The organism is Caballeronia sp. LZ001 (genome assembly GCF_031450875.1).
Classification (GTDB): domain Bacteria; phylum Pseudomonadota; class Gammaproteobacteria; order Burkholderiales; family Burkholderiaceae; genus Caballeronia.
Genome location: NZ_JARTVX010000002.1, coordinates 241378 through 262549 on the forward strand (window position 1 = coordinate 241378; position 21172 = coordinate 262549).

At 57.9% G+C, this 21172-nt stretch carries 15 protein-coding genes and 5 pseudogenes; 11 read left to right on the forward strand and 9 right to left on the reverse strand.

All coding sequences use genetic code 11. From position 1 onward, the window contains the following. The first annotated feature begins 27 nt into the window (after positions 1 to 27). The 3 genes from P9292_RS03585 to P9292_RS03595 are packed head-to-tail and all read left to right on the forward strand — an operon-like array spanning position 28 to position 3540. Complete coding sequence (locus P9292_RS03585; RefSeq protein ID WP_244797699.1) at positions 28 to 1806, forward strand: acyl-CoA dehydrogenase; 1779 nt, start codon at positions 28 to 30, stop codon at positions 1804 to 1806. 40 nt (positions 1807 to 1846) lie between these two features. Next, a complete protein-coding gene (locus tag P9292_RS03590; RefSeq protein ID WP_244797639.1) occupies positions 1847 to 2599 on the forward strand; it encodes an electron transfer flavoprotein subunit beta/FixA family protein in 753 nt (250 codons plus the stop codon). Beyond that, the gene (locus P9292_RS03595) at positions 2596 to 3540 is read left to right on the forward strand and encodes an electron transfer flavoprotein subunit alpha/FixB family protein (protein WP_244797638.1); all 945 of its coding nucleotides are present in this window, start codon (positions 2596 to 2598) and stop codon (positions 3538 to 3540) included. Before P9292_RS03590 ends, P9292_RS03595 begins: the two co-directional genes overlap by 4 nt. Positions 3541 to 3713: 173 nt before the next feature. On the opposite strand, the pseudogene tnpC reads toward P9292_RS03595, so the two are convergent. The 4 genes and pseudogenes from tnpC to P9292_RS03615 form a co-directional block, all read right to left on the reverse strand. Continuing rightward, positions 3714 to 5298 (reverse strand): annotated as a pseudogene (gene tnpC / locus P9292_RS03600) (IS66 family transposase). A gap of 30 nt (positions 5299 to 5328) precedes the next feature. Continuing rightward, a complete protein-coding gene (tnpB, locus tag P9292_RS03605) occupies positions 5329 to 5673 on the reverse strand; it encodes an IS66 family insertion sequence element accessory protein TnpB (protein WP_014194162.1) in 345 nt (114 codons plus the stop codon). Continuing rightward, a complete protein-coding gene (gene tnpA / locus P9292_RS03610) occupies positions 5670 to 6092 on the reverse strand; it encodes an IS66-like element accessory protein TnpA (RefSeq protein ID WP_244797637.1) in 423 nt (140 codons plus the stop codon). The genes tnpB and tnpA overlap by 4 nt, the downstream gene beginning before the upstream one ends. 41 nt (positions 6093 to 6133) lie before the next feature. Continuing rightward, a pseudogene (locus P9292_RS03615) lies at positions 6134 to 7096 on the reverse strand (IS3 family transposase); the annotation flags it as partial. 5 nt (positions 7097 to 7101) lie between these two features. Between P9292_RS03615 and P9292_RS03620 the strand changes: the two are divergent. Beyond that, the gene (locus tag P9292_RS03620; RefSeq protein WP_244797636.1) at positions 7102 to 8151 is read left to right on the forward strand and encodes an IS110 family transposase; all 1050 of its coding nucleotides are present in this window, start codon (positions 7102 to 7104) and stop codon (positions 8149 to 8151) included. Between the two features lie 187 nt (positions 8152 to 8338). Here P9292_RS03620 and P9292_RS03625 read toward each other — a convergent pair whose 3' ends face one another. Beyond that, positions 8339 to 8869: a transposase gene (locus P9292_RS03625; RefSeq protein ID WP_244797635.1), complete on the reverse strand. Its 531-nt coding sequence runs from the start codon at positions 8867 to 8869 to the stop codon at positions 8339 to 8341. Positions 8870 to 9842: 973 nt separating this feature from the next. Between P9292_RS03625 and P9292_RS03630 the strand changes: the two are divergent. The 5 genes and pseudogenes from P9292_RS03630 to P9292_RS03650 form a co-directional block, all read left to right on the forward strand. After that, positions 9843 to 10711: pseudogene (locus P9292_RS03630) on the forward strand (IS630 family transposase); the annotation flags it as partial. Positions 10712 to 10784: 73 nt separating this feature from the next. After that, positions 10785 to 11057: pseudogene (locus tag P9292_RS03635) on the forward strand (transposase); the annotation flags it as partial. 92 nt (positions 11058 to 11149) lie between these two features. Next, positions 11150 to 11518, forward strand: a pseudogene (locus P9292_RS03640) (hypothetical protein); the annotation flags it as partial. An 863-nt stretch (positions 11519 to 12381) separates the two neighbouring features. Continuing rightward, positions 12382 to 13128 (forward strand): hypothetical protein, encoded by a 747-nt coding sequence (locus P9292_RS03645; protein WP_244797634.1) that lies wholly within the window; start codon positions 12382 to 12384, stop codon positions 13126 to 13128. Between the two features lie 1909 nt (positions 13129 to 15037). Then, on the forward strand, positions 15038 to 15319 hold the full coding sequence (locus P9292_RS03650) for a hypothetical protein (RefSeq protein ID WP_244797633.1): 282 nt from the start codon (positions 15038 to 15040) through the stop codon (positions 15317 to 15319). Between the two features lie 308 nt (positions 15320 to 15627). Here P9292_RS03650 and P9292_RS03655 read toward each other — a convergent pair whose 3' ends face one another. Beyond that, positions 15628 to 16065, reverse strand: a complete 438-nt coding sequence (locus tag P9292_RS03655; protein ID WP_244797632.1) for a hypothetical protein — start codon at positions 16063 to 16065, stop codon at positions 15628 to 15630. A gap of 519 nt (positions 16066 to 16584) precedes the next feature. On the opposite strand from P9292_RS03655, the gene P9292_RS03660 reads away from it, so the two are divergent. After that, positions 16585 to 17085, forward strand: coding sequence for a hypothetical protein (locus tag P9292_RS03660; protein ID WP_244797631.1), 501 nt, complete (start codon positions 16585 to 16587; stop codon positions 17083 to 17085). Positions 17086 to 17354: 269 nt separating this feature from the next. Next, positions 17355 to 17951, forward strand: coding sequence for a hypothetical protein (locus tag P9292_RS03665; protein ID WP_244797630.1), 597 nt, complete (start codon positions 17355 to 17357; stop codon positions 17949 to 17951). Positions 17952 to 18240: 289 nt separating this feature from the next. On the opposite strand, the gene P9292_RS03670 is transcribed toward P9292_RS03665, so the two are convergent. Genes P9292_RS03670 through P9292_RS03680 form a run of 3 tightly spaced genes read right to left on the reverse strand, consistent with a single transcriptional unit; the run spans position 18241 to position 21127 of the window. Next, complete coding sequence (locus P9292_RS03670; protein WP_309958049.1) at positions 18241 to 19407, reverse strand: UvrD-helicase domain-containing protein; 1167 nt, start codon at positions 19405 to 19407, stop codon at positions 18241 to 18243. Beyond that, complete coding sequence (locus P9292_RS03675) at positions 19394 to 20242, reverse strand: hypothetical protein (protein WP_309958051.1); 849 nt, start codon at positions 20240 to 20242, stop codon at positions 19394 to 19396. Before P9292_RS03675 ends, P9292_RS03670 begins: the two co-directional genes overlap by 14 nt. Positions 20243 to 20266: 24 nt before the next feature. After that, a complete protein-coding gene (locus tag P9292_RS03680) occupies positions 20267 to 21127 on the reverse strand; it encodes an AAA family ATPase (protein WP_309958053.1) in 861 nt (286 codons plus the stop codon). Positions 21128 to 21172: the final 45 nt, after the last annotated feature.

Consider the following 21172-nt stretch of genomic DNA (forward strand, 5'->3'; position numbering starts at 1 on the left):
TTAGACCGATAGGCATAAGGATCGATGATGTCAACATACGCCACGCCACTGCAAGACATGCTTTTCACCATGCAGGAGGTTGGAAGGCTGGATGAAGTTTGCGCTTATCGCGGCAACGAGGATATGACACCAGACGTCGTCATGGCCATTATGGAGGAGGCGTCACGCTTTGCCCGAGAAGTCCTGGATCCGCTCAATCGCATTGGCGACGTTCAGGGCGCGAAGTGGCGCGAAGGCCGCGTGTTTGCCGCTGACGGATTCTGCGAGGCCTATGAGAGCTTTTGCGCAAACGGTTGGAACGGTATGCCCGCCCCCGTCGAATGGGGCGGTCAAGGATTACCAACTTTAGTCTCAACTGCGGTACTCGAGATGTGGAAGTCGTCGAACATGGCGTTTAGTCTATGCCAAATGTTGACAATGGGCGCTGTTGAGGCCATCTCACATCATGGCAGCGCTGCGCTAAAAAGCCGCTTTCTTGCGCCGTTGATTGAAGGACGGTGGACGGGAACCATGAATTTAACCGAGCCCCAAGCGGGCTCGGATCTATCCGCCCTCGCGAGTCGCGCAGTTCCCGAAGATGACCACTACCGAATCAGCGGCTCCAAGATTTTTATAACCTGGGGCGAGCACGACTTGGCGGAAAACATAGTGCATCTTGTGCTTGCCCGGCTTCCCGAAGCGCCTCCGGGGGTCAAGGGCATTTCGCTGTTCTTATGTCCGAAATTTCTTGTTAATAGCGATGGCTCACTGGGCGCAAAGAACGACTTAGTGTGTACTTCGATCGAACACAAAATGGGCATCCACGCGAGTCCGACCGCATCAATGACTTTCGGTGAAGCGGACGGGGCGATAGGATATCTGGTTGGGGAGCCAAATGAGGGGCTCGCTTGCATGTTCACGATGATGAACCACGCTCGGCTGAACGTTGGCCTCGAGGGAGTGGGTATATCGGAGCGTGCATATCAACATGCGCGTGCTTACGCGCTTGAGCGCCAACAAGGACGCCCGTCACTCGAGGGAAGCAGCACAATAGCTGGCCACCCGGATGTTCGACGTATGCTGATGGACATGAAAGCGCGTATCGAGGCCATGCGAGCGCTCGCGTATTTCTGTGCAGGACTGATGGACCAATCGAAGGGCTCCATTGATGCGAACGAGCGTTTATCAGCTGGTGCATTGGTCGACCTACTCACTCCAGTAGTGAAAGGTTGGTGCACCGATAGTGCGCTGCAGATCACCTCAGATGGCATCCAAGTTCATGGAGGCATGGGATACGTCGAGGAGACGGGTGCGGCCCAATACCTGCGCGATTCACGAATCACAACCATCTATGAAGGAACTACGGGTATTCAAGCCAACGACCTCATTAGAAGAAAGTTAGCACGCGACAATGGGGCCACGATGAAAGCTTTGATTCATCGGATGCGTCAAGACGCGCGACGCATGAACCAGCGAGAGAATGAGATGTTGTCCCAGATCGGCATGAGGTTGCAAGCGGCCATCTCTGCGCTGCGTGAAGCCTTGGACTGGGTCTTGGATAATCAAACTGATTTCAGTCGTTGTGCCGCGGGGGCTGTTCCATTCTTGCGTCTTTCAGGGACGGTCATCGGCGGATGGCTTTCAGCGAGATTGGGCGAGGCAGCCCTCACCAAACTCGAACAAGGTGCTGACGCGGTCTTCATGTCAGCCAAGCTCGTGACTGCCGGACATTACGCTGCCCACTTCCTAGGGGAGGCGTTTCACCAACGAGACATTGTTCTTAAGGGCGCCGACAGCACGCTCGCACTCGCAGACGAACAATTGTAATTGGGTGCGTCCATCGCACTCCTTGTTAGAAGGAATATTTGTGAAGATCATGGTGGCAGTAAAGCGGGTGCTCGACTACAACGTCAAGCCACGAGTTAAAGCTGACGGTTCCGGTTTAGACCTTGCCAATGTGAAAATGTCGATGAACCCGTTCGACGAGATCGCAGTAGAAGAAGCGGTGCGTTTGAAAGAAGCGGGCTTCGCGAGCGAGGTGATCGCCGTATCATGCGGGGTGACGCAATGTCAAGAAACGCTTCGCACAGCGCTCGCCATTGGCGCGGATCGCGCAATTCTAGTCGAATCGGCAGACGAACTGCAGCCGCTCGCTGTTGCCAAGATTCTGAAGGCGCTTGTCGATCAGGAGGCGCCGGAGCTTGTCATTCTTGGCAAGCAGGCAGTCGACGACGACTCGAATCAAACTGGCCAGATGCTCGCCGCACTCGCTAATCTGCCGCAGGCGACGTTTGCTTCGAAAGTCACGGTCGGGGAAGGCGAAGCCACCGTGTCACGTGAAGTTGATGGCGGCGACGAAACGTTGTGGCTGAAGCTACCTGCCATCATCACAACGGATCTGCGGCTCAACGAGCCGCGTTATGTGACGCTGCCGAACATCATGAAGGCAAAGAAGAAGCCACTGGTGACAATGATGCCTGCGGACCTAGGTGTTGATGTCACGCCCCGTTTGGTGACATTGAAGGTCGTCGAGCCTGCTAAGCGCGACGCAGGCACCATCGTGCCAGACGTCAACACACTGGTCGAAAAGTTGAAGAACGAAGCGAGGGTTATTCGATGACAAGCCTCTTAATTGCGGAACACGACAACGCGTCGATCAAAGCGGCAACGTTGAACACGGTGGCGGCGGCCTCAGAACTTATAAAGTTCGGCGGCGGGGACATCCATGTTTTGATCGCAGGTTACAACGCCCTGGGCGCAGCTAACGCGGCGGCAAAGATCGCAGGCGTGTCTAAGGTGCTGCTCGCTGATGCTCCTCAACTCGCTGAAGGTTTGGCTGAGAATCTCGAACAAACGGTGCTGAAGCTAGCGAACGACTACTCGCACATCCTCGTTCCAGCCACCGCTTACGGTAAAAATGTCGCGCCGCGTATCGCGGCGCAACTGAATGTCGCGCAGATCAGCGACATCATTAAAGTCGTTTCTACCGACACCTTCGAGCGCCCGATTTACGCGGGAAACGCCATTGCTACCGTGTTGTCGAATGACGCAATCAAGGTTATCACCGTCCGTACAACAGGGTTTGAACCTGTGGCAGCTGAGGGTGCCAATGCACCAATTGAGCAAGTTGAGGCGGCGGCGGATAGAGGCATTTCGTCGTTCATGTCGCGAGAAATCATCCAAATGGTTCGCCCCGAACTAACCAGCGCTCACACGATCGTGTCGGGAGGCCGTGGTTTGCGGAGCGGCGAGGCTTACGCGGCGACGCTCGAACCGCTTGCAGACAAGTTGGGCGCGGCGCTGGGGGCTTCGCGTGCGGCAGTGGACGCGGGATACGTGCCGAACGACTATCAAGTCGGACAGACGGGTAAGATAGTGGCCCCGCAGTTGTACGTCGCTGTTGGAATCTCGGGCGCGATCCAACACTTAGCTGGCATGAAGGACAGCAAGGTCATTGTGGCGATCAATAAGGATCCTGAGGCGCCGATCTTCAACATCGCGGACTACGGTCTCGTCGATGATCTTTTCAGTGCCATCCCCGAGTTTGTACAACTACTCTGATGTGATTTTGGTGACGGATGAGCGCCGACGGCCCGGAACCGCTGTCGCTTACCGCCCAAAAAGCCTGGGTGCTTACCGTGGGTGCAGAGTATGCGTCGCGCCAGGGCCGTTGAGAATTCTTTGGACAAGCGTTGGAGAATGCGGCAGGCTAAGCCTGCCGCAGACAGAAGGGATCAACCCGATGAAGGTGCAGATGGAAGCAGGTGCTTCGCGACGTTCCAGGGCAACAGTTCGTCGATGCGGTTGGCCTGGTGATCCGCAATGTGCGTAAGGACGTATTCCAGGTAGGCGCGTGGGTTGATGCCATTCAACTTGCACGAGCCGATCAAGCTATACATTGCGGCGGCTCGCTCGCCACCGCTGTCAGAGCCAGCGAACATGAAATTGCGCCGGCCGAGGGCCACGCAGCGCAAAGCATTTTCGGCGAGCACGTTGCTGATCTCCACGCGGCCGTCATCGCAGAACAGTGTGAGCCCGTCCCAGCGGTTCAAAGAGTAGTTGATCGCTTCGACCAGCGGTGCCTTCGGCCAAAGAGTCGCTAGTTTCTCCCTCATTGACGTCTTGAGGGCCGCGAGCAATGGATTGGTCTTTTCTTGCCTGACGCGTCGCCGCTCATCCGGCGGTTTGCCGCGGATATCAGCCTCGATTCCATAAAACTCGCCAATCATGTCGAGCCATTGCTTCGTGGTGTCCGACGGGGCTGTCTCATGGACGTTGAATACGTATCGGCGCGCATGATCCCAGCAAAATGCCAGACGAACTTTGCCGCCTTCGTTCAACTCGTTGAAGCCGGCATAGCCGCCCGCCTGAAGGATGCCTTTGAATCCGGCGAGATGGGTCTGGGGGTGAATGCCCTTGCGGTCCGGCGAGTAAGCGAACCAGACAGAAGCAGGTTCGTTCGAACCTGAGCGGCGATCATCGCGCACGTAGACCCACAATACCGGTTTTGGTTTTCTTGTTCCCAGGCGCGAGCACCGGGATCGGCGTGTCGTCCGCGTGGAGCTTGGCAGTCGCCATTGTGTAGCGACGCAGGGCTTCAGTCAGCAGCCGGCAGAGTTCTTCGCATTGCCCGATCCAACGTGCCATGGTGGCCCGATCGAGACGTACGCCGTCGCGCGCTGCGATCTCGGATTGCCGATAGAGCGGCGTGTGATTTGCATACTTGGCGACGATGTTCTCGGCCAGCAAGCTCGGATGCGCGATGCTGCGCTCGATCGGCAGCCCCGGCATAGGAGGTTGCGCGATATGGCCGCAACCGGTGCAGATCCGCTTGCGACGGATAGTGCGGATGACCTTGAACATTGCCGTGACGCGCGCGAGCTGCTCAGACACATCCTCGCCGAGCAACTCCATGGCGTTGTTGCACTTCGGGCAGATGGAATCGGGCTCAAGCTCGTGCTCTTCGCGTGGCAGATGGGGCGCCAAGGCTTCCTTCGGGGATGCTGCAGATACGCCCGAGCTCGATGCACGAGCGCGCGCACGGCGAACATCGGCGACGCCGCTGCCCGCTGCCAAATCCTCGAGTTGGGTTTCGAGCCGATCGATCTGCCGGTCGAGTTGTTCGGATTTGCGACCGAAGTGCATGCGCCTGAGCTTGTCGATCTGCGCCTTCAGGCGCTCGAGCTCCTGGTCCCGTTCAACAATCTCCCGGTCGCGTTCGGCGATCTCCTGGCGCATCTTTGCCATCGATGCCTGCTGCTCGAGCACCAAGGCGTGGAGCTCGGCAATGGTGTCCGGAAGCGGAGCATGATCGGGCATGCACCGCAGTTTACGAGCCTTCGATGCGGTTTACAACATGGACAATGCGGCCGTGCGACGGGGCTGTCGCCAATCGATGCCTTCCAGCAACATCGACAGCTGCGCCGACGTCAGAAAGATCTTGCCGCCATCCGCCTGGGGCCAAATAAACCGCCCATGCGAAAGCCGCTTCGCGAGAAGCCATAGTCCGTCATCTGTTGCCCATAGAATTTTTACAAGATCGCCGCGACGTCCCCGAAAAATGAACACGTCGCCGCCGAGCGGATTCTCTTCGAGTGCCGATTGCACCTTCGCGGCAAGAGCCGGGAAACCACTACGCATGTCGGTGACGCCTGCGGCGATCCAGATGCGAGTGCCAGGCGGCAGGCCGATCATCGGGACAGCTCCCGGATCAGCAGCCGCAGCATATCCGGCGACACGTTACCGCGAATGCGCAAGCGTGCACGGTCAAATTCGATCTCGCAGGCGTCCTCCGACACGGCTTCGCGGGCCGGCATCGAGGCCTCGGCTTCCGGGACAATGCTGACTGGAAGTAACGATGCAACGTCACCATCGGCTTCCTGTCTGACAGGCCCCAAAGGACGCGGCGCCCCAAATGCACCCTGAAGATACTGGCGACGCCATCTGAACAGCAGGTTGGTGTTTATGTCGTTGCGACGCGCGACCAGCGATACAGACGCCCCGGGCTCGAACGTCTGTTCGACCAGTTGTCGTTTGAATTCGCGCGCAAAGTTGGGGCGCTTGCCCGGTGCCTCGCATTTGCCATCCACAATCTCGGCCACTTTGGTTCCCATCAAAAAACTGAACTGAACCCGAGAAGTTGGACAGTGAACGACTAGGCAGCCTTGGCAAACCGAGCTCGGTACTCCACCGGGCTAAATCCTTGCAACTTGATCTTGATACGGTCGTGATTGTAGTACCTGATATAGCTGTCGATACCGGTTCGTAACTCCTCCACATTGCGGAATTCATTGAGATAGTAGAACTCTGATTTGAGGGTACCGAAGAAGCTTTCAATGGCTGCGTTGTCGAGGCAATTTCCTTTGCGAGACATGCTCTGAACAATTGCGCGCTCTTCGAGGCGACGTCGATATTCGGGCATCCGATACTGCCAGCCCTGATCAGAATGCAGGACTGGTTTATCGCCGGGATTTAACCGGTTGAACGCCTTTCCTAGCATCGCGCTCACCATATTCAACAACGGACGCCTGGCCATCTCATACGAGACGATTTCGCCATTGTAGAGATCCAGGATCGGCGACAGATACAGCTTCTGACCGCCCACGTTGAACTCTGTGACATCCGTCACCCACTTTTCGTTCGGCCGGCTCGCGTCGAATCTTCGCTCAAGTACATTGGGCGCCACGTGACCGAGCTGCCCTTTGTAGGCGCGATACTTTTTCACCCGCACGCAGGATTTCAATTGCAGCTGGAGCATCAATCGTCGGACGGTCTTGTGATTGATCAAGTGACCGTCGCGCCGGATCGCGGCAGTGATCCGCCGATAGCCATACCGTCCCTTATGTAGATCGAACAATGTGTGAATCTTCACTTTCAGATCCGCATACTTGTCGGCCGTCTGCAATGTCTTCTGCTGGTAATAGAAAGTGCTGCGCGCAAGGCCTGCCACCTTCAAGAGGCCTGCGAGCGGATATTGTTGCCTTAGCTCAAGCACGATTTGCGTTCGCTCTCTCGCGCTGACAGCTCGTTCGCTTGAACCAAGGCCTTCAGCTAATAGGATGGTCCGCCCCTCCCGTAGTCGCATAATCAGGGCTGACACGGAAGCTTCCGAGGAGGTGTGTCATGACTCAGCGCGTTACACCTGCCGTGGCCCGTATGGGCATCGACATTGGCAAATCGGCATTCCACGTCGTCGGTCTCGACGCCACTGGGAAGCCGATTTTCAGGGGGCGCTTCACGCGCGAGCGTCTCATTGAATTTCTGACGCGCGCATCGCCCACTATCGTTGGAATGGAGGCCTGTCCCGGCAGTAACTGGCTAGCGAGGAAAGCCACCGTTGCAGGGCATGAGGTCCGGATTGTTCCCGCGCAGTTTGTCAAACCATTCGTCAAGTCGAACAAGACTGATCTTGTCGACGCGGAAGCCATAGCTGAGGCGATTTCGCGTCCCACGATGCGCTTCGTCCAAGCAAAGACCGAAGCACAGCTCGATCTGCAGGCGCTACATCGTGTACGGCAAAGGCTTGTCTACAACAAGACCGCCGTCATTAACCAGACGCGTGCGTTCCTGCTCGAATACGGGCTTACTCTGCCGGCTGGAGCGGCTTACTTCGTCCGCGACATGCCATCGGTTTTGTCAGACGACCAGAACGGGCTTACGCCCGCAATGCGCAGTCTGCTTGACCAACTGTGGCAGGAATACCGTGCCATCGAGGAGCGGCTGCTTCAGCTTCGGCATCAGATCGAATCTATTGCGAGTGCCGACGATGTCGCCACCCGGTTGACGTCTGTGCCCGGCATCGGTCAACTGACAGCGACGGCCATTACCGCGTTTGCGGGCACCGGCACGCAGTTCAAGTCTGGGCGCCATCTGGCTGCATGGCTAGGGCTCGTGCCGCGCGAATTCTCTACAGGCGGCAAACAGCGTCTACTCGGTATCAGCAAACGCGGAAACTCATATTTGCGCAAGTTGCTTGTGCATGGTGCCCGAACGTGCGTCCTGCACCTCGATCGAACCAAAGATCATCTCGGTGTCTGGCTGAACCAGATGGAAGCGAAAGGAATACACCGGAACAAGGTGATCGTGGCGCTGGCCAACAAACTCGCACGCATTGCCTGGGCTGTACTCACACGACACGGCTCACTGTATCTGCGACAACCGCAGCAGCAATAAAAGGCTTTGCAACCCCTTCATAGTTTGCTTGCCTGCACCTGATGACGAAACAGCGCGACGGCGTTCGGTAAACCCGGCTCAAAAAAACCGGCCTCAGAGGCCGACGAAGCTTAGCGGGAACCGGACGCGCATATCCCATCATGGCCTTGCCGTCAAAAGCGGCTGACTCGCGAGAGGCCGGATACATTTACGCAAACTGCTTCGGATGAAAAGTGCCTGCTTGCAAAACCGGGGCGGACCATACATTTTTTAGATATGCGTTCTCCATCCGGAGACAGCACAGCTCGTCCAGCAATTCCTGGCGGCTTCTCGCATCATCGGCTTCCCGCGCTTTGTTTTGTAATGGAGCGTTCTTCATCATCTTCTTGCGACGTCCCCTGGAACCCCACGACAGGGCCTCCGGTCCGCCTTGATTATATTGCTGCTCCCAGCGGCCAATAATGTTGAAACGCCGGATGTTGAACAATGCGGCGGCTTGTCGATGCGACAGCCCCTCGTCACGCGTTCGCTTCAAAACTGCAAGCTTCAATTCGACGCTATAGAACTCCCGCTTCTTCCCGGCTACACCAGCTTCACCGTGTGCGCGATAGCCAGCGATCCATTGGCGCAGCGATGAAACGCCGACGTTATGCCGATGAGCGATAGTCTTCAGACCGGCCTCGCCAGAGCAGTAATCTCTGACTGCCGCAAGCTTGACTTGCTCCGTATATTTTCCCATAAACCCCTCTGGTTGATGTCCAACCTTCGGGGTTCAGTTCAAACATTTGGTGGGAACCAAATTACCCCCGTTCACTGCTGCCCGGAGAACGGCCGACGTGAGACGCATACGGTGCAGAAGCGAACGAGCGCGGTGCTTGCGGTGCCGAGCGCGGTCGTCCCTGCCGAAATAAACTATCTCCTCAACCCCAGTCATCCAGACTTCACGCAAATCGTGCCCGGAGCCCGCGATGAATGGGAAACCGACCGGCGGTTGTTGCGGCGCGCCGCTCGAAAAGACGCATGACAACGTTTCACCGCCCCCGCAATCCGCATTTTGATTTTTGCAACGGGCTTGAGCTGGAGCTTTAGCCGCGTTCGGTCGCCGCCACGAAGGTCCGCCACGGTATCCCTTTGATTTTCGTGCATGGTTCCGGTTAGACGCCCCTAAGCCTGGCGCACCACTCCGTTGCAACCCTAAATAAATTTCGTTTCGAATCAAACGTGTTCTGTTTATCTGTCGGACATCCAAAACGAGCGCAAAGTGGTAGCGGTGCCGTGGTTTGATACGAAGCCTGGTAACATTACGAAATTGCCAGGTGCAAAAGACAATTCCTGGGGCTTTGCCACTGGCCCGGCGTTCGACCGTTGATGAGTGTGATGCCATCGATATTTCGAACGGTTCAGTGTGGATACAAAACGCTTGCTTCACGAGCGGGGGGCTCGGTTGTCATCGCGAAAAATAACTTGCGTCTTCAAGCACTAAGCGGATCCTGTCCAGCGTATCTATAGAAATGAGTGGTGAGTGCAGCTTCTCCCGTACAATCGCAGCGGCTCCAGCTTCGGCTCCCAGATACAAGGCGCTAAGCGGGCCGCTCAGCGCTATTTTCTGAGGTTCGGCTGACGAGGCAGCTCCGTATCCGGTCGCCATCAAGCCGTACGACGTCCCAGACTAGTCCGTTGCGTCATTGAAATAGCACCCGATTTGGTATTCAATGAAACGCATGGAAAAGATGAATTTAAGCGCGCTCGAGCGCGAACAATTGCTGTCAGCAACTCGTAGCCAGACGGTGCGCGCAGCTGACGCCCGGCGCGCTCGGCTGATTCTGATGCTTGACAACGGCGAAACACGCGAGGCGATCATGCAGCGGCTGCAATGTGACTCGCGCTTCATTTCGCGATGGTCGAGTCGGTTCTTGGCCGAGCGGCTGGCAGGCCTGTATGCGCGCCATCCTGGACGAGCTCCCGTGCATCCGCCTGATAAGCTCGAGGCGCGCGTGCTAAAGCTCACGCTCACGCGCCGGCCCTCGGACGGATCCACGCATTGGAGCAGCTATAAGCTTGCTGCGGCATTGGGCGACGTGGGCGCCTCGACGGTACAGCGTATCTGGCGCAAGCATGGCGTGCGCCCTCATCGACTCGATACGCACATGGTCTCGAACGACCCTGACTTCGAGACCAAGGCTGCAGACGTCATAGGCCTCTATCTGAACCCGCCCGCTCATGCGGCGGTGTTCTGTGTGGATGAGAAGACGGCCATTCAGGCCCTGGATCGTAAGGACCGGATGTTGCCGCTGTCGCCAGGCCGAGCCGAGAGCCATGGCTTCGAATACAAACGTAACGGCACGCTGAGCCTGTTCGCTGCGCTCAACACGGCGACCGGGGAAGTCATCGGCAAAACCGCGCCACGGCATACCAGCGAGCAGTTCGTCGCCTTCCTCACCGGCGTGATCGCCAGCCAACGGCCTAAGCAAGAAATTCATGTGATCTGCGACAACGTCAGCAGCCACAAAACCGCACGTGTGCAGGAGTTTCTGCAGCAACACCGCAACGTGCGGTTGCATTCACACCGACGTACACGTCTTGTAAGCGTCATTTGAAGGCCGCATGGACAGAGCTGTTCCCGGTGTCCAAAGTGATGTCCGTTACTTCAAGTGGTGGGGACTACTTTGGACACACGGAATGCGAGACCATCGAACCGCAAGGGGCGACCGAATTATGCACCGGAGTACCGACGGCAAGTTGCAGTGGCGGCGAGCGAGCCGGGTATTTCTGTGGCCAAGCTCGCGCAGGCGCATGGACTGAATCCCAATATGGTGTTCAAGTGGCGCCGGCAACTGCGGGCGGGCCTGTTTGACGGCGTAACACGTGGCACGGCGGTGTTGCTGCCCGTCGCGCTGCCGGATGTACCGACAGACGAGAAGGCCGAACCGGCGTCGCTGGCACTACATCTTGTCGAGCCACGTCGCGAGAGCGTGCCGGCAGCACAGATTGTTGCGCTGCTGCGCACGCTTGTTCAGGCCCGCTCTGGGTCAGCGTGTATGACCGCGCGAACGTGGGCGGCGCGGCCATCGCGGAATGGCTCGATCAGTGGTTGCCGCGCGATGTGGGCGTGTTGCTCCAGGACGGATGCGGCGTGTATGCACGCGAGCCGAAGATTGCGCGGGAATATGCGGATCAGCTTGCGGCGAAGCTCGGGCGCAAGCGCGTGCGGATCATCGCGGAGGCGTTCAGGCCGCAAATGGGCGGCGGTTTCCGCTCGGCGACCGTCGAAGAGCTGAAGCCGCAGATCGATGCGTATCGCGGCTACAAGACGTATCTCTTCGACGGGCCGCATTACGTGTCGGCGGACATCGTGCAAGGCCTGCTCGATGCTTATCGACCGCACTAGCCCGACGCTTATCTGGCCGATGCCGTGTCGATCTTGCGCGCGGAATCCGCGGGCAACACCGAGGTCAGCACGTTCGCCGGCACATGTCGCGCCTCTTCCTATTAAATCCCTCGCGCGGAGCAGAGTGTCAGCGATGAGCGCAGCGCGCAACTGCTGTGTGGCGCGCGAAGCAGTGTTATTCAAAGCCTTCCCTGGCCAGCCGACGAAAAAGCCGTCATAGTCTCCGGTCGTGAGGTAGTGCCGAATCTGGGTCTCAACCCATTCTGCAGAGCCGATCTTCGGAATGGCCATGGAAGGTTCCCAGGTATCCGGGTCGAAGCGGGACCGCAGGCGCTCAGAACCCCAATCCCAATTGCCGGTTGAGCACAAACCAGGGACGCTCGCGTTCAAGGCCGTTCGTGTCAGCGTCGTGACGGACCGATTTTCGTCGCTAACATGATATGTGCAGCTGGTGAACCTGTACTCAGTAAAAAGGTATCAAGACGCGATCGGCGCGTCGGCCGCGTTGTTGATGCAGGTCGCTTGTCGGCCGTAGCCGACCTTGGCCGGTCACCGATTGTGCGGCTGCTGCACGTTCGTTTGCTGTCGTTCGCCGGCCCGCGCTGGAGAACGACACCTCGGCAAGCGCGAATGAGACATCACGACCCACACGGGACGTTCGACGTGTCTGAATGCAGACGCTTGGAAATATGCGAAGTGTTTGACCGGGACGCGGGCCAGCCGAGGCCGATGGCCACTTCCAGCTCAGAGCGAGAGTCGTGACAAGTTTTCCGCACCTATGGCGGGGCTAGGGCGTTCGCCCGCCCCGTCGCTCAGCTTGGGCCGATATAATCTTCGATGGGCAAATCGCGAACAACCTACCAATGACCGAAAAAGTAAAAGATAATCCCGCAGCCCGCCTTTACGAAATCTTGAAAGGGATTCATTCCCTTGCGCCGCAGAGTAATTGCCGTGATCATTGGCGGCAACTGCTTCAGACGGACAAGGAAGACGAGTTGCTTAGTCGCCTCGCTAAACTGTTGTTGCTCGCGGAAGATGTCGTCATTGAAACCAACAGGGTCTTCCCGGCGTACCTCTCCTACATGAAAGGGGTGCAACACCAGCTGATCGACGCCGTGTCCAAGCAAAATCTTAACGGCCAATGGGATACTTTCCTCACGCACGTTCACCCGCAGACGATCACCCATTTGCATTTCATGGTCACGATGCTAAACGAACGTGAGAGCATGCAGGCGCCAAGCGTGACGCTGCGCGATCAGCGGATCTCGTTCGAGGAAGCACGGAAGCAGATCATTGAAGCAGGCGATATTCCAGATGATGTGAAGTTGCAGATGGTTCGCCATTTGAACCTCATAATCGCCAGCATCGATGAATACTTTATCACCGGGATATTTTCACTGATGGACACCCTGAATGGTGCCATTGGGAACGCACTGATTGATCCCGGCTACCGGGATGCCATCAAGGGCACCGAAGCAGGCAACAAGTTCATGAAGGCTGTCTTTAAAGCGGCAGAGGTAGCCGCCGCCGCGGGCAATATAGGTTCGTTTCTTCTCAGCGAGCCGGTTCAAGCACTCGTGAAGTTTATCACCGGCGGCGGGAATAGTTGATTCATCGATCACGGATGCCTGTGGCCATGCCGCCGTGTCAGGCCGAAGCGATTCGCCGAAGAACAGATCATCGGCTCTTGAAAGAATCGGAGGCTGGCCTGAGGCCGGCTGTTTATGGCGGAGTCAACCCCGGTTCATGCAATAGTTTGCTCGTACCGTTCGGCTGGAGACCGGCACCATCATGCGGTTCCCCCGTCCAGGCCAGTTCAGCTCGTACTGCCGCTGCGTCGAAAGCCGGCGCGTGTCGAACGGCAGGACGAAGGGTGAGGGCAACGCGAAGAATGGCAACCGCTATCTCGCCTGGCCTTCATCGAAGCCGCGGCTGCGGCCCTGCGCTGTTGCCCGCAGGCCAGACGCTTCTACGAACGCAAAAAGGCACACGCCTGCGTTCGATCCAGTCTTGGCAACATCTGCGCGACAATAGTCTCATTTAAACTGAGAACGATGTCGACATTAACTGAAGACGAATCTTAGGCACGTAGCGCGGGGTCATCCCATCCGTCAACTCTGTCGACTGATGGCCTGCCGGAAAGTCGACGCAGGCGCATCCTTTCGGCCTTTGCGGACGTTCGACGAACGCCTTCTGAAAGTCGGCAGTTTGGCAGATCGTTGACAGCGACGGCGCCGCGCAGCGAAAGGAGTCCTTCTAACGACAAGGGGTCGAAACTGCGCATCGACGCATGTCAGAAAGTCTTGGGGATAACAAGACATTCTCGAATGTCCAGCGGGTTGTCAGAGCGTCTACACACCAACGAAGACTATTTCTCGCGTCCGGCCTTGCTGCCGGAGCTTGCCATCTCAATCTTCATTGGCCCAAGCCCAACGACCTATTCGCCGGAACGTGGTAAGCCGCTACTTGTCTAATAGGGCGACATAACAGCGGACAGCCTGTTCGACGCCGGAAGTCGCAATGTGATGCGCTAGTGATCCTGAAAGTTTCACGAAAAGTACATCCCGCGCGACAACGTTGTCTGTCCGACGATCATACTCCTCGAGGTTGGCCCTCAATGCAATTGAAAGGGTGATAGCGCCGACCACGTTGTCAATTTTGTTAGTGATCTTCGTTGCCTTCGAGGCTGCCTCGAAACTTGCTCTTACGCGGTCTGAAAAGTACCAAATGAGCCACGGACTACGCGTGGGTTCCGATCTTGAGGCAACCTCAATATCAGGAGTAGCACGCCTTTGAACAATTGATAAGAATGTTGCCTCTTGGAATTTCGAGATTCGCGGCAAGTTAGCTCGGACTTCACCAACATACTTGTTAAGGTCTATTAGCTGCTTCTCGACGCAAGCGTCATTTGGAAGTGCTGGCGAGGAAAAAGCCATAGAGGCGAGAATCAGCAGGGAACGTATACAGGAGATATGCATAATCTTCAATATGCTCCAATGTGTAGTTATTGTTCTGAGTGCCAAGCAGGTGCGAGAGTCGCATCTCTACCGGGGTAGTGCAGTACCCGAACGAACACAGCGGGCCCATCTGTGGATGACGTCGGCATGCGAAAGCCCCACCATTGGTGAACGCGCGATGCACTCCGGTGTTGATGGCGAAGTCCCCAACGACGGCAGCAATGGAAGCTGCGAAGATTCGCGATTGCGAATAGACGAGAACATGAGATTCTACGAGGTGGGAGAGGTGACCTGGAACGACAATGCGGGCAGCCGCTCGAGGACGCCCGTTGCCGCCGTTTTGAGCGCCTTAGTACTACAGCCTTAGCGCCAAGTCCCGAGGGATAGGTTTCCACGATCGGCAAAGCCCCGGTGGACGCAACGCCGCGGTCGCCGATTCGCCCACGCAAGGGGTGATACATAGAGGAAATGCAGTCGCAGCGATTGGTTTGGCACCGTACCTAACGGCGGGCGACAGGCAGCTACACTGTCCATAAAACAAACAACGAAAAGGACGGGAAAAATGAAGACGACAAGAACGGGACTTGCGGTAGCTTTTCTCGTCGCAATGATGCCTGCATACGCTGGCAACTATACGTTGCTGGACATGCAGTCGGGCGAGCTTAACCAATACTCGACGAACGGCAACATGACCACCAACATGAGCACTGGCGACATGTACATGCAAACCGGGAAAAACACGGTAATGGACATGCAGACTGGCGACCTGCACCAAATGATGCGATCGGGGAACCTCGTGACGGACCTTACGACCGGCAACTCGGCATTGGTCACGGGGGAATGAAGGGTCAGCAGACTGAAAAGAGCGCCGATGAGGGCGTCCCCGACCGAAGCGTAACCGCTTGACCGGTCATGCAGGGGGCAAATCCAGGGGCGCGGCTCGTCGCCGTCTCGAAAATGTCGGTCTTGGAGTATTGCTCGAGGTCGTTGGGGGGAGCCACTGGACTGCACGCCGGCGCTGCTGCCGCCGCTGCAGCTCTCAAACGTATAGTCTCCCGCATGTGCGCAGGTATAGACACGCATGGCCGGCAAGGCTACTCGGTGGGGGAGGGAAGCCATCACGGTCCAACCGCGCTCGGTTGACGTCGCTCGTCAAGCTCGACGCGGGAATAATCGGAACGCCGATTGCTGCAACACCTCGATCGCTTTGTCAATCGGTTCGATAGCGTCGTGGTAGTTTTTCGAAAGGTGGACGCCGTAGAGCGCCTCGTGTACTTCGTAAATCGCATCGAAGTCTTTTTGCGAAAGCAAAAATCTCGTACTCTCCTTGAGACTTCCTAACCGGAAAGAGGCGTGGTCGTATGCGATCCAATCCTCGTCCCTATCCTCCCGCTCGCGCGGCCTTTCCTTAGGGTTCAAGCTTACAGTAACGGCGGAACTTCGGAGATCAACGAGCACCGTGATCACGTCGCGGTATGCCTGCGCGGTCGTCTCCGGTGCTGTCACGCCGCCTGAATGTCGCATAAAGGCATAGACGCTACCAAGGTAAGCGCCGATTGCCGCGACCACTATCACCGTTAACTCTGACATTTTGGTTCCCTCGTCCGCGACCCCATCGCACTCGGTAGACACTATCGCCGGCAAGTCCGCGGCGCGAAATCGAACGCGCGTACGCCTTGAAGCGGGTCGCCAGAATCGCCGCGATCGCGCGCGCCGCGCGGCGTCCCCTGCCGCCCGTTCAATGCGAGCAGTAAAACATGTCCCTCAAACGGCTGCCGAGAAATGCGCATGTGCTACGGAAGCCCGGACGCGATATTGGCGGAGGTTTTGAGCGCTCGACCGCCAGTACGCGACTAGCGCGGATACGCAGTTTTAGAGGACTTTCAATATTTTTACAATTACTTGGCTTGTGACCGCTGCTCAAGCCGAAGCGCGTCGATGAACGTGAGATGCGACGTGTACTTCCCCGGCCTTCGTAAGATCATGGAGGACAAAGAGTCATCAGATCCAGCAGCCAGTACTGACAAAGGCGACGACGATGACTATTAAGGCGAGGATTTAGCTGCTGCATTTCTCTGAAGTTTTCTCGCGGAATGCAATAAGGTCGGCATGATGACTCTCTCGACGCAACTGCTGACCGACATATGCGCCGCGATGGTTAGCGAAGCGGCTTCCCGGCTTGCCGCAGCGACCACATTCCTGGAATCGTTCAGCGATGGTAAGGGCGTTGGCTATGTGGAAGCGTCCGCGCTGCAATTGCGTAAAGCACTAGAGGCGATGGCCTTCGCCGCTATAGCCCCGAATCATTCCGCATACGCGGCGCATCGCGCGAAAGCGGAAAACAATCAGGACTTTACCAAGGACTATCATGTAAAGCGGATATTCAACGATCTAGGCAGGATCAACCCAGACTTTTATCCGGTAGCGGTTTTGCCCGGCAAGAACATAGCTCCAAAGGGGCGCCTCGCAATCATTTCCATTTCGAGCGAAGGGAATCCGGCTGCCTTACCAAAGCGCAATTTATCAGCGTGTATGACCGTCTGGGCAAGCATCTCCACGGTCACAATCCGTGGAATACCGGCGATGCGCTCGAGGGCCTTCCTGAATTGATTGCTAAAACGGTAGACGCAATGCATGGGCTTCTGGAACTTCACGTAGCAGTTATCCGCACCTTTGAAGTATCAGGCGTGTGGCTGGTGGAGATACCGCGAGGTTCGTTAGTTCCAAAAATGATACTTGCCCGGGCGGATGGGCCTTATACGATCCGGAGTCGAGAAGAATAGGTCGCCGGTCGCTCGCACCGATCTGCGCTGGACAAAGCACGCAGAGAAATTAACGGAACTCGGTCAGCGGTCACGCGACCGTTTTGGAAACGGAAGATGCAAGTACTAATTGGTGGAATTCTACTGATAATCCTGTTGGTTCTACTAGTGGCGTTCTGGCGAGTAGCATTGGGGTTTATCGTGGTCGCAGCCGTTGTGTTTGGAGCAGGCGTGGCATTTATGATCCATCGTGATGATATTCGCCGCACTACACCGCAGCCGGCGTACTGTTCGGATATGGGTGATGCCGTGTACACGGTAGCGCGAAAGCAAGGACAGGACGTCGCACATGCAGAAGCGGCCATGTATGAAGGCAAAGAATGGACAGTGATCCATTCAGAAAACGTGCTGATCAGTACACCGGAAACTGACCCTGCAGGATCCCGCCTGCCGGGTCTGCGCTACTTCAGTAGTTCGAGTCTAGCTCGCCTTCGCCCAGCCGACGCCGCGTTCGTACGTCACTGTTTCGGTGTCGTGGTCGCCGATATCCGTGAAGTGGAAAACTTGCTCGCTGTCTTCGTCTTCCCGCGATCCGCGCTCGACCTCGACCCACGCGTGTCAATGTTGACCGGAAGAAGAAGCTCGGTGCCCGGTAGCACACACGTCCGATTCGCAGCGCACAGCGGCCGTCGAGGGCCCGAATGCCACCACTGAGAGGGTGAGCTCGGTCGTTGAATGAGCGTTCGCTAGCGCCCCCTAGCGGGCGTGAGCAAATGCGTCGACGAGCAAACCACGACTCGCCTTGCGCCTCGCGTGAGAGCCACGTAGAGGTGTTGCGCAGTCATGCGCTCGGGCTCAAGAATGACCGCCACGTCAGCCTCTAGCCCTTTCAGAAGAAGCGTGCTGCCAACGGCGCGCCGGCCCAGCGGCCGAGCCAGCTGGCGGTTTCGCTCGCGGGCCTGAATCGCCGCGCCAATGAACCCACCTTCGCCCCCAGCCGCTCTCAGCGCTGAGATACAGCAGTGCAGTACTTCGGGTCGATGACGCGCGCACCGCGTTGGTCCGCGAGAGAATGGAGCAGGTCAATTGAGCGCGTGAGGCTCGGAGCCGCCATGAACGCCACTGCCGCGGCTTCTGCAGGCGTCGCGGTAGTGCGGGCTCGGCCGCCTCGTATCGTTTCGACTCGCGTGACGAAGTTTGCAGCACCTACGCCGGTCATCAGTGAACTCGCGAACTCGGCGATTTGTCGCAGCGCGTTGGGACTTGTCAAATCGAACTGGCGGGCGAAGTTCACCAGGTCTTTCAGATCGACCGCCTCGACGGAGGTAGCGCCCGGCGTCTGCATGGTGAGTTGATGGCGACCATTGACATTGATGGAGGCGCCAATGACGAGAACGCGGCCATCTCGGTTTGGCGCTTCCGTCCGGGCGGCCACTAGTCGCTGCTGAAGTTCCGTGCCTTGGGTTAATTGGACCCACTGGACTCCTTCTGGCGCTCCACGTAGGTCCACAGCTTGGCCAGCCTGCAATGACGCGCGGACTTGAAGTAGCCAGGCACCCAGCGCGTCCATGCCGGCGAGTCGCCATCGCCAAGGCGTCTGCAGTGCACCGATGGGCGGGAACGCAGCTTGAGCCTCACGTTCCCAGTGGACCAGTGGGTCGCGAAAGCCGAATATCGCCTGCATCGGGTCACCAAGGATGCAAGTGGGCAGTAGCCGCGCGATGAAACAGACGATGGCGTGCTGCGCGGTGTTGCAGTCCTGATACTCGTCGACCAGCAAGCGCGAATATGTCGAGGTTATGGGGTCACTGATGTGACCGGCCTGTAGGAGCCCTTGCACCGCACCTCGGATAGCAGGGTAGTCGGCGTTCGGGTTGGCCAGTTCGAGAACGCGCGCGTCGAGGCCCGTGCGGAGCGGAAACTTGCCCGCTAGCCGCATCGCGAAACCGTCAATGGTAGATACCCTGTACGCCGAACTCGGGACGCCGCCACGCAGGAGCCTAGCACGCAGAGCGGCAACTCCAGCGTTGGTGTGCGTCAGCACCAAGACTGGCTTGTTGTGGGTGTGCTGACCCAGCGCGTCCGCGATGAGCTGAGTCTTGCCGCATCCGGCTGGGGCGGTAACTGAGCCTAGGCGCGCCTGAAAGATGTTGATTTCAGGCGGCGGCACTGGTCCACCCCCAGAGCTGGTTCGTAATTTGGACGAAGCCCGCCTCTGCATTCAGTATATGAGGGCCGACGACGTCCTTGGCGATTTCCTGGAAACCGCTCACAGACTTGAACCAGCCGTTCTTGTTGTTGCGAGCGGCAAGTCCGAGCAATGCTCGGCTCGCAGGTGTAAAGCCACCATTCAGCCGTTCGGCCTCTATGGCATCCAAGGTGACTTGTCCGTTTGATTTCGACTTGATGTGCTCGGCCATGAGCTCGCGGCCGACCATCTCATCCGCCTTATTAAGCAGCGCGTGCACCGCGTCATTGCTTGAATGGCGGAATAGCTCGTCCTCGAGTGCCAAACCAGGCCGCCACGTGAGGTACTGACCGCCAGCCGCAACGAATCTCTCGACGAGTCCGACGGTCGAAACGGGCTTGTCCGCGTCGACGAAGACGAGGACGCGATAGCCCAACTTGAGGAACGCCTCCCCTCGTGTGAAGCATTGGACGGGGGTTCCTCCGCCTGCGTCCACGTATGAGCCTCCGTGGGCCAGAAATGACGTCGCGCCACAGTGGACCCACCACTGGTCCATCCCGCGAGCGAATCCGACTTCGCTGGCGCCTTCACAGACGATGACGGACTTGGACAGGAAGGCCTCGGCCGCCTTGCGCAGTGTGCCCTGAATGCCATCGTCCGTACCGGCGCATGTGGCCGTATGGATACCCGAACGCTGGCGCACGACGAAAAGCTGGTTGCCAGCGAGCTCCCTGAGCGTCACTGGTGAATGGGTTGTCAAAAAGACCTGCAGCGGTTGGGTCGCGTCCTTCGCTCCGAGTGAGTCGAGCAGCCGCATGAGCCGGTGCGGCTCTAGTCCGTACTAGACTTCGTCTACCAGGGCAACGGTGGCGGCCGCCGCTGCGGCCCTTTGCAACCCCGCGACAAGGAGCCGCCCCGAACCGGTGCCCAGCGACCGCAGCGGAATGCCGGTCTCGCTGTGGAGCGCGATAGCACCGTCGCCAATCGACACCGAGTGAGCATCGAGTAGCGCCTGAGCGCTCGCACCGACGGCTACGCCTAGGCCTGTAGCTGTCTGGGTGACCACTTGCAGGGTCTGGGCGAGTTGAGGACCAGCCTGCGCGCCGAAAGTGACCCGGGCGGCGCGTGTCGCGCCGGCGAGTTCCAAGCCTAGGTTCGCGCGCTCTTCCGTGAGCCGGTTCAACACGGAGCCCCTGGCCCAGGAAAGGTTCGTGTTTGCGTAGGTGCCGATTCGGGCTGGTGCTAGGAGGCTGCGGTCCTTCCAGGCCAGAGGCCGTTCCAGTTGCTGGCGGGCGCCTCGGTCGGAATAGAGGGTCCAACTCGGCTCGAGGTCGCTCTTGACCTCGAGCTTCAGCGTCAGAACCGTTTCAAGTCCCGCGCGCGGCTCATCTTCAAGTAGCCCGGTGCCGAGATCAAATCCGCGAAGGAACTCTCCGTAGGTGTCGATGTTCTTCAGCGCGTCGGGTAGTGCGCCGAGCGTGACCGCAATCATGATGGTCCGGGTGACGTCCAGGCCGAAGAAGTCCGTGTCACCGAAAGGTGCGCTCCTCCGCGCTCCAAGGCACAGGTCAATGGCATCGAGAATGGTCGACTTGCCACTATCACCCGGTCCAATAAGGCAGTTCACGCCGTTGGACGGTATCCAGTCGAGCATCTGTATCGAGCGGAAATTGCGAATTTCAAGGCGACGGACGCGCGTCATGTTTCCTCTTAGTTGGTCTGGCATCCCGACGGAAGCTGCCGAAGG